Genomic DNA, 8691 nt, shown 5'->3' on the forward strand with positions numbered 1-8691 from the left:
GCAGCAAGCGGATGTGGAGCTGACGATCTATAATGTACTGGGCCGTCAGGTGGCAGTAGCAGTTAACGGTTGGCGGGAGCAGGGTCGGCACGAAGTGATGTGGGACGGGACGGATAATTTCGGTAGGTCTGTAAGTGCCGGAGTTTACCTTTATCAGATCCGGGCGGGTGATTTCAGCCGCACGCGCAAAATGCTGCTGCTGAAATGACCTCCAGAACGATCGCTGCTTCCAGCACACGCTGATTGGATTCTTCACCCGAAACTTCGGGATTGATCCCCGCCAGCCGGGATCTTCGACATTTTACTCCTTTCTATATGCTGTTTTCGTTCTGTAAAGTGCCATGGTGATGAAGATTTTTTTTCACACCACCGGTCTAAAATCGGAGTAAATTAGAAAGTAGTTGATTAACAAACCTTGCACCGGAAAAAATAGTATCTGATCGAACTTTAGTCCAATCAAGGGGTGATACATGAAATCCACTCACGCAGTTTTCATCTTTATGCTATCATGGGTCTTTTGCCAGGAGACAGGCGAACGGATCACTTTTACCAGCGCCAACCCATTTTCATTTTTTGATATAATCACAGATTTGCCAGACCAGGAATCCCAGGAGGTTTACGGGATTTTGCGTTTTCCCCAGGGTGTGGAGCATCAAGATCTACCTTTGGTTCTTGGTGTTGCGGGGAGCCTGGGATGGAGTGAGCACCATTACGAATATATGTCCATGTACCGGGAGATGGGCATGGCTACCTTTGAACTTAAAAGTTTTGCCAGTCGCGGCGTCACATCCACCGTAGGGGAGCAGATATCCGTTACCACGGCCATGATGATTCTGGATGCCTACCGGGCTCTGGCGGTCCTGGCGGACGATCCTCGAATTGATAGCGGTCGTGTGGCCATCACAGGCTGGAGTTTAGGCGGTGGTGTTACACTGTTTTCCGCATGGCAACCGTTGAAACGTTCCATTACGGATGAGAACGGTTTTGCGGCCCATCTGGCTTTTTATCCGCCCTGTTTTGTCGTGCCGGAATTGTTGGATTTTACAGATGATCCGATCCATATTCTTATCGGTGAGCTGGATGACTGGACGCCGGCTGCCGCCTGTGAAGAACTGGTGTCGGTCATGGAGGCGAATGGCGCCCAGGTTGAGTTAACCGTATTTGCAGATTCCCACCACTCCTTCGACCGTGTCGGGCTGCCTGTCATTGATGAGCAAGGTTACTCCTTCACGGACTGCCGCTTTGCCATGCGTCAGGATGGAGCCGTACTAATGAATTTTATGGATATTCCCATGACATCGTCATGGCGACAGAAGATTGGATTAGCTCTCTGCGCAGGACGGGGCCCCACCTATGGAGGTAATCCTGATTCACGGGCAGAAGCGCTTAAAATCGCAAAAAGTTTTATGGCGCGCCATTTACTTGATAACTAAAATTAGTCAGGAATGGAGACAGCGAGAAACAAAAGAGTGAAAATCGTGGAAACTGTTCTGTTATTCATCATCATTATTTCCCTTCCTTATCAATGCTGGTTGAAGACAGTTAGGTGCTACTCTTCCCATGCCGGACAGGTGAGATCTTTGTAGTCACACCAATTGCAGTGGTGACCAGTGGTGGGTGTAAAATTACTGGAGCGGACGCCTTGAGCGACGGCGGCGATGGTCTCCCGTGTGGCCGACAGCTCTTCCGGGGTGAAGCTGTGATCCCTTGCCGGCTGCTCTTCATCCCGCAGGTAATACAGAGTCGATGAGCCGGGGGGACCGAGAAGTTCATCTTCTTCGCACTCTTCCAGATAGAGGCTGTAGATGGCCAGTTGAGTACTCTTCTTGGCTGGTGTGACCGTTTTACTCGTCTTATAGTCTACCACTCTGACGCTGCCGGCAGTGCGGTCAATCCTGTCAATCATTCCCTGAATGCGAACGTCATCGAGGTCAAATATGAACTTCAATTCCCGCGCCACAACATCCGGTGTAGCATCGCCGATGTCATTTACGTAACGCACGAGCATCTCCACCGCTTGCTCTTTCAGTTTTTCTTCTCTCTCCTCGTACTGGAATTCTCCTTCGCGCCATTCTTCGTCTAGCAGTTGAAGCATTCTTTCTTCAGATAGCGGTTTGCCGGGGGCGTGAAAACGTTCCAGTACCCTGTGGACGATGCTGCCGAAAGTGAGCTGGGGCCGGCTGCCGGATTCTGGAATTCTGTCCATTTGCTTGAGTCGGTACTTCAGTGAGCACTGCAGGTAGGTCTCGATCGCGCTGGCAGAGAGGCTGATCCGCTCTTTCGCTTGCGGTGTAAACTCTTCCAGCAGCTCCTTCTTCAGTTCATGCTGCCACGGTTCATCAGACCATTCAATAGTCTCGCCGCTGTCTGTTCTATGGATGATACCCAGCGCCTTTACCAGATTGCCTGCGTTGACAAAATCGTCCCGCGCCACGGCCCGTTGCAGCCGCTCCTGATACTTGCGGCGCAGCGGTGAGACGTGTGACTGTTCTTCGGCTGTCTCTTTTTGCATCTGAATCTCCTTGACTATCGATTTGTCCAATGATTTAATAAATGGTGACGTCGCCTTTTCAGGAGCCAGAAGGTAGAGCCGCTCCTGCGCCCGGGTAATAGCGACATACAAAAGACGTCTTTCCTCCTGAAGATGATGATCTTTTGCTGTCAAACCGGTGTGATCTACATAATGCAGCCAGGCGTCCGGCGGACGCCTGATGAACGGTTCGGTCTGGTATGAAAGGGGGAAGCTTTGAGAACGGTTGAAGGGGACGAAGACAACAGGGAACTCTGCGCCCTTCGCACCGTGGATAGTCTGCACAGTAACTGCGTTGACACTGCTGTTAGCTACTGGTTGCTCGGCGGCCCAGTTTCCGTCGGTGAGCATGGTCTCCAGGTATAGGTTGAACCCGCGTAGTCCCCGTTCATTCGGTCTGCCGCTGCTAAAGTCCTGAGCACGGCGCATCAGGCTGCTCACATTCAGAAGAGCCACCTGATCATCGTACTCGTGTCGTTTCACCAGCGGCAGCATAAGTTTCGCCTGTTTGCATATCTCCCACACCATTTCCCCGGCACTCTTCTTCACAGCCAGCCTCTCCAGAGTATCAATTTTCTGCAGGATCTTTTCAGCCTCCACCGGCAACTTTCCATTAATAGAATTGATGAGTTGTCTCCGCGGTGACCTGTCCCGCGGATCGAAACGGCTAAAGAGGTCAAACGCGGTCTCTTGATCCGTCTCTTCCCTGATCAGGCGATAGAGAGCCACCTCCTGCAGGTTTCCGCCCCCTGCAACCTGACACCACGCGACCAAAGTTTTGATCACGGGAATCTCGAAGAAGCGCTGGAACTGTGATATTACGGGGATGCCGTCACCGGAGAGTACAGATGCCACACTCTTTGCCTGGTTCCGGGTGCGGCACAGAACAGCCATCTGTGAATAGTCGTGCCCCTCTTCTGTCAGGTCTTTGATCTCATGTGAAATGATACCGGCGTGTTCTCTGTTTTCGGCCCAGATGAGACGAGGAAGGGGTCCCCGGCGGTCTCCTTCTGCCTTCAGCCATTTTACCTGTCGGTCTTTGTTATGCTGGATAATATTGTTGGCTATATCGAGGATCTCTTGGTGTGAGCGGAAGTTTATCTCCAGCGGTGTGGAGAGGAATTTGTGGTGATCGCCGTAGGTATCTTTAAATGCCTTGATGTTGTAGGCACTGGCGCCACGGAAGCTGTAAATAACCTGATCGTCATCGCCGACCACGGTCACACTCTGTTGCTCACTGGCCAGCAGGCGGACGATCTCGTTTAGAGCGTAGTTGTTGTCCTGAAATTCGTCAACCACAATGTGCCGGAACTGTTCCTGCGCCGCGGCCAGCGCGACCTGATCCTCTGCTAGAATCTGATGTGCCTTCAAGATCATATCACCGTAGTCCACCACGTTGATCTCAGACTTCATTCGCTGGTAGAGTTCGTAGACGCGCCGCAGATCTTCAATTTGGTCCATGATCTCAAGTTCTGTGGTTTTCTGGTCAGGATCGGGGCTATCAGACGGGACTATCAGTTCGTCCCGGCAGCGGTTGAAAAAAGGGAGGAAACTGTTCACCACCGCTTTCTCCGGGTTCAGTGCAAATTCAGTGGAATAAAAGGGGCCGAGACTGTCAAAATCTTCCAGCAGCAGATAGACAGCCTCACTTTCATCCAGCAGTCTCGGTTGAGGGGTGATACCGCTGAATTCCTTCACCAGCTGGTAACAGACGGCGTGGAAGGTACCGATGGTCATTTTTTGTGCCGCCGATCCGATGAGTTGTCGCGTTCTGCTCCTCAATTCAGCAGCGGCCCTCTCCGTGTATGTGATGACCAGCAGATGGGATGAATTGACCTTCTTCTTTTCAATCAGATAGACGATCCGTTCTATGAGGGTAAAGGTTTTGCCCGTGCCGGCGCCGGCCAGGATCATGAGAGGGGCAGGCTGATGTTCGATTGCTTTTCGCTGCTGGGGAGTGGGTAGCTTGTCCACGGCGAAAGTTACTCCAACTGTAGCTGAGATGGAATGTCATTCCTCAACTTGGGTCAGGTCTCATCACGAATTTGAGGTAGTCTCACCAGGATGATTTACAACCATCCGGAAAGAGGAATCTTTCAGCCATTCCTAAATCGATTTGAAATCTTAGCGGATTCTTTTAACCTTTTTAGTACTCATGCGTCAAAAGAGGGAAAATGCTGCATGACAGACCAAGAGCTGATACAACAATTTCAAACCGGAGAAGAATATGCGTTCGATGAGCTGGTCAAGAGACATTATCAGACGACTTATCAGTTCTTTTCTCGCATGCTTAAGGATCCTATGGAGGCAGACGATCTCTGTCAGGAGACTTACATCCGTGTCTACAAAGGTCTCAACGGTTTTCGTATGCAGTCCGAATTTACCACATGGCTTTACCGCATATCTGCCAATGTTGCCAACAACTATTTCCGCAAACGGCGCGTCCGTAATATTTTTACCTCGGGAGAGCACATTGAAGAAGTCTCGGCTGACCCGGCGCAGGAGGATCGTAAACTTGATGAATGCACGTGGCACGCAATTCGCAATTTACCGAAGAAACAGAGAATGGTGCTGATGTTAAGAATTTTCCAGGAACTGCCATTTAAAGAAGTCGCCGCCATCATGGATATCTCAGAAAATAGTGCTAAGGTAAATTATCATTATGCCATCAATAATCTCAAGAAGCGGCTGGGAGAACAATCATGACATTGCTGGAAGAACGGTTGCAGGATTTAGCCGGGGCGCGGGTGGACGTTCCTGAGGCTGGCGACTTTATCACCCGGCTGCACAGTGAACTTGATCGGCGCAAGGCAAGGAAACAGTCATTCCTTAATGCGGCCGCCAGCTTTGGTGCGGTCTTGCTCGTTTTTATCGGGGTCATGCGGGATCCCGGGGTGGGCAATGAGGATTACTATCCGATATTCACAGAGTATCAGGCTTTGCTGAGCGAGGACGAGACCGCTGACGCCGCCGATATCTTTACAGATGAAACCTTTGTGTTTGAAGCCCTCGATTATCTTGTGGAAGGGGAGAATTTTATCGGCAACGGCTGGGATCTTTTGCAAGATTTAGATGATCTTGGTTTAGTTGATTTACTAACAATACAGAATAAGGAGAAACCGTCATGATAAAGCAGTCAGTCCTTTTAGCCTTTCTCATAGGAGTTGCGTCTGCTCAATCGCCGTGGCCGCATACTCCTGAAGCTCCTCCTGGTGGTGCTGTTCCGGAACCGCAGCGCGAGCGGCTGGAAATGATGAAAATGTGGCATCTTACGGAAGAACTTGATTTAAGCGAGGATCAGGCCAGCAAGTTTTTTCCCCGCTACAATGTCCTGGAAAATGAACTCATGGATATTGGAAAACAGCAGAGGGAGCTCTTAGTGGATTTGAAGAAGAAAAAGACTGAAAATAGAGAAATAACCCCGAGCAAACTGGATCAGATCACCAAGAAAATGTCTGAACTGGAACAACAAAAGATACAGAAGAAGCAGCAGTTTTTTGAAAATCTGGACGATATCCTTACGCCTGATCAGAGGGCCAGCTATTTTGGATTTGAACTCCGCTTCCGTAAGGAGCTGCGTGAGGGCATCCGTAACCGGCGTGGCCCCGAGGAAATGAAAAAGCGCGGGAAAATGGGCCGCATGAAGAAGGGTAAAAGGTGACTGTAGTCCTGATTATCTTTGATTATCTGAATGTCTGATTCCTTAAACAAGGCTATCGCTCAGGCGCTCTGTCTATACGATCGCAAGATAGGAGAGGGTGATCTCACCATGGAGACACTCTTGTCTTACCCTCCTCATGTGGTTGTGAATATCAGGAATACCAAACCCGTGCCGGCGTGCATCTTGCCTCTCTTTGAACAAGTGGTGAAATACGGTGATCCATCACTGCAGTTTGAAACAGACGCTGCCACTGAAACGGTGATTCCGCGGGGTGATATCACCATTCACCTGGAGGGGAACGGCAGCGCGATCCTGACGGGCTGGCAGGTGGCAAGGCCACTCGTATCGCTGATGGCAAGAGTATTTGCCAAAGTCCGTGCAGCGGTTGAGACGGTTGAACCTTACGGGATAAAAGTTGGTCACAATCTAGATTTACCCACAGGGTACGGAAAGATCATCGCCCACGCCGTAGAAGAGGCGGGCGGAATGACGCTGGACACCGGACTCAACGAGCGGGTCTATATTACATCGGATCATCTGAAAAGTGTGGGATCTCTGAATAAAGCCGTAGCGAAAGTTATCGGCGAAGTGGGCGACCAGCGGTCACTGATCAAGATTGTGGTGGAAGTCCGCTCGGCGGACGAACTAGCGCAACTGACGGATAAAAAGGTTGACTGGGTCTACTGTCGCGGCTTTAGTGCTGATGAAATCAAAGAAGGAGGCAAACTGACCAAAGGGTGGGTCAGGATGATGGTGGATGATTCGATTGGTGTTAAAGAGGTTGTCGCTCTCAAAGACGCGGGTGTGAAGTGTTATGCCGTCGGCGTTAATGAACTGTTTGCGGTTGAAGACTTCTTTACGGTGGAGTTTGAAGGAGAACAGGTAGAATTGAAGCAAGAAAACAGTGTAGCAGTTTAACTTTTTACCATTCTAAGATGTTTAAAATGGTCAAATGAAAAACGTGACTAAATCCATTACAACAGACGATCTGGCCTTTTCGGCCTATCTGCGGATGAAAGAATTTCCACTCATCACATCAAATCAGAATAACGGCAAGAGCACTTTCACGTTTGAAATCAGGGAGTGTGATACCGAAGCGCTGAAAGTGGAGTTCGTTAATAGTCGCTTTTTGAGCTACTATAACGAATTGAGAAACTTAAAGAAACTGCTATAACTATCAGGAGGTAACAGAGATGAGAACAGTTTTTCGAACAGCCGGTTTAGTGACAATTATGCTGGCTATGATATTGGGCACTGGCGTGATTGCACAGGGTCAAGGTCCTGGGCATGGATCCGGACACGGTCCCGGTATGACAAACGGACACGGCCCAGGTCACGGCATTTTACGGCAGCTGACCGAAGAGCAGAGAGACGCCATTCGACAGATGGTAGATCAGATGCGAGACGACGGTGCAACAAGGGAAGAGATACACGATGCTGTGGTGGCGCAGCTGGGGGCGTGGGGCTACGAAGTTCCCGACGATTTCGGGAAACGCCGTCCCTTTGCCAGGATCATGCGCCATCTGACTGAGGAACAGCGGACGGCCATCAAGGCGTTGGTTGAACAGATGAAGGGCGACGGCGCCTCGAGAGAAGAGATTCGCGACGCAGTCATGGCTCAGTTGGAAGAGTGGGGCATCGAACTGCCGGGCAACGGAGCTATCAGTGAGAGAGAAAGGCTCCGGGCGAAGAATCATCCCAATCCTTTCAATCCTGAGACGAGCATTACTTACACGCTCACAGCACCGGCAACCGTCGACGTGCGAATATATAATATGGAAGGTCAACTGGTTCAGTCTTATCGGATGGGATACCAGAACGAAGGTACCCACTCTCTGAGATGGGACGGCGTCATGAATGACGGTCAGGCAGCACCTTCCGGCGTCTATATTTATCGGATCACGGCTGGTGATCAGTCATATTCCGCTCGAATGTTGCTGATGAAGTGAAAACCCTGCAAAGGGCGGTCTCACTCGGGGTCTCCCTCCACTTCTCGGCGCTTAAAAATCAGATAGTGAAACCCCTCCTTATCATATTCACCGTCATCACAGGACTTGTTGGTCAAGGCGGCAGCAAGACAAGCGATATTTCGGGCTACGTAGTTGACGCCTCCAACGGCGAGGCGCTGCCGTACGCCAATGTGACAATCAAGGACAAAGACCGCGGCACATCTTCTTATGCTCACCCCGTGTCACTGCCTTTTTGTGCCGGCGGGATTTGTGGTCACCTGACTATGCCGGTAGTTTCCCTTCCTTCGAAATCTAATCTTGCGATATTAAATTCAACCCAGTTAAGTTGCTAAGATGAAAAGGAAATCGAATGCGTAGGATAGCAATCATAGCGGCGATTGTCTGTTTTGCAGTTTTATCAGCCCAACCCCATGGTCGGCGGGGCCAGGGTATGCAGCGACAGCAGATGAAGGATGCTCCTAAAATAGGCGTCGTTTATGGAACAGTTGTGGATTCCGCATCAGGTCTTCCGGTTCCTTATGCGTCCGTTT

General features: G+C 50.4%; 11 protein-coding genes. 10 read left to right on the forward strand and 1 reads right to left on the reverse strand.

Annotated features, from left to right (window positions below; all coding sequences use genetic code 11):
• Both QF669_09390 and QF669_09395 read left to right on the forward strand, forming a co-directional pair.
• Positions 1-208, forward strand: a 208-nt coding sequence (locus QF669_09390) for a FlgD immunoglobulin-like domain containing protein (GenBank protein ID MDP6457642.1), incomplete at its 5' end; no start/stop codon positions are given.
• 262 nt (positions 209-470) lie between these two features.
• Positions 471-1433: a dienelactone hydrolase family protein gene (locus QF669_09395; protein ID MDP6457643.1), complete on the forward strand. Its 963-nt coding sequence runs from the start codon at positions 471-473 to the stop codon at positions 1431-1433.
• Positions 1434-1549: 116 nt separating this feature from the next.
• Here QF669_09395 and QF669_09400 read toward each other — a convergent pair whose 3' ends face one another.
• Positions 1550-4504 (reverse strand): ATP-dependent DNA helicase, encoded by a 2955-nt coding sequence (locus QF669_09400; GenBank protein ID MDP6457644.1) that lies wholly within the window; start codon positions 4502-4504, stop codon positions 1550-1552.
• Between the two features lie 207 nt (positions 4505-4711).
• Here QF669_09400 and QF669_09405 point away from each other — a divergent pair, with 207 nt between their 5' ends.
• The 8 genes from QF669_09405 to QF669_09440 all read left to right on the forward strand — a co-directional run.
• The gene (locus tag QF669_09405) at positions 4712-5236 is read left to right on the forward strand and encodes a sigma-70 family RNA polymerase sigma factor (GenBank protein ID MDP6457645.1); all 525 of its coding nucleotides are present in this window, start codon (positions 4712-4714) and stop codon (positions 5234-5236) included.
• Positions 5233-5658 carry a hypothetical protein gene (locus QF669_09410; GenBank protein MDP6457646.1) on the forward strand — a complete coding sequence of 142 codons (426 nt, stop codon included), beginning with the start codon at positions 5233-5235 and terminating at the stop codon, positions 5656-5658. Before QF669_09405 ends, QF669_09410 begins: the two co-directional genes overlap by 4 nt.
• The gene (locus QF669_09415; GenBank protein ID MDP6457647.1) at positions 5655-6191 is read left to right on the forward strand and encodes a hypothetical protein; all 537 of its coding nucleotides are present in this window, start codon (positions 5655-5657) and stop codon (positions 6189-6191) included. Before QF669_09410 ends, QF669_09415 begins: the two co-directional genes overlap by 4 nt.
• 30 nt (positions 6192-6221) lie before the next feature.
• Entirely contained in the window at positions 6222-7109 is an 888-nt protein-coding gene (locus QF669_09420) for a hypothetical protein (GenBank protein MDP6457648.1), read from the forward strand.
• Positions 7110-7143: 34 nt separating this feature from the next.
• Complete coding sequence (locus QF669_09425) at positions 7144-7365, forward strand: DUF5659 domain-containing protein (protein ID MDP6457649.1); 222 nt, start codon at positions 7144-7146, stop codon at positions 7363-7365.
• A 19-nt stretch (positions 7366-7384) separates the two neighbouring features.
• Positions 7385-8140 (forward strand): FlgD immunoglobulin-like domain containing protein, encoded by a 756-nt coding sequence (locus QF669_09430; GenBank protein ID MDP6457650.1) that lies wholly within the window; start codon positions 7385-7387, stop codon positions 8138-8140.
• 65 nt (positions 8141-8205) lie between these two features.
• On the forward strand, positions 8206-8493 hold the full coding sequence (locus tag QF669_09435; GenBank protein ID MDP6457651.1) for a hypothetical protein: 288 nt from the start codon (positions 8206-8208) through the stop codon (positions 8491-8493).
• Between the two features lie 17 nt (positions 8494-8510).
• Positions 8511-8691: hypothetical protein (locus tag QF669_09440; GenBank protein MDP6457652.1), on the forward strand; the 181-nt coding region annotated here is incomplete at its 3' end.

Source organism: Candidatus Neomarinimicrobiota bacterium, from assembly GCA_030743815.1.
Classification (GTDB): domain Bacteria; phylum Fidelibacterota; class Marinisomatia; order Marinisomatales; family S15-B10; genus UBA2146.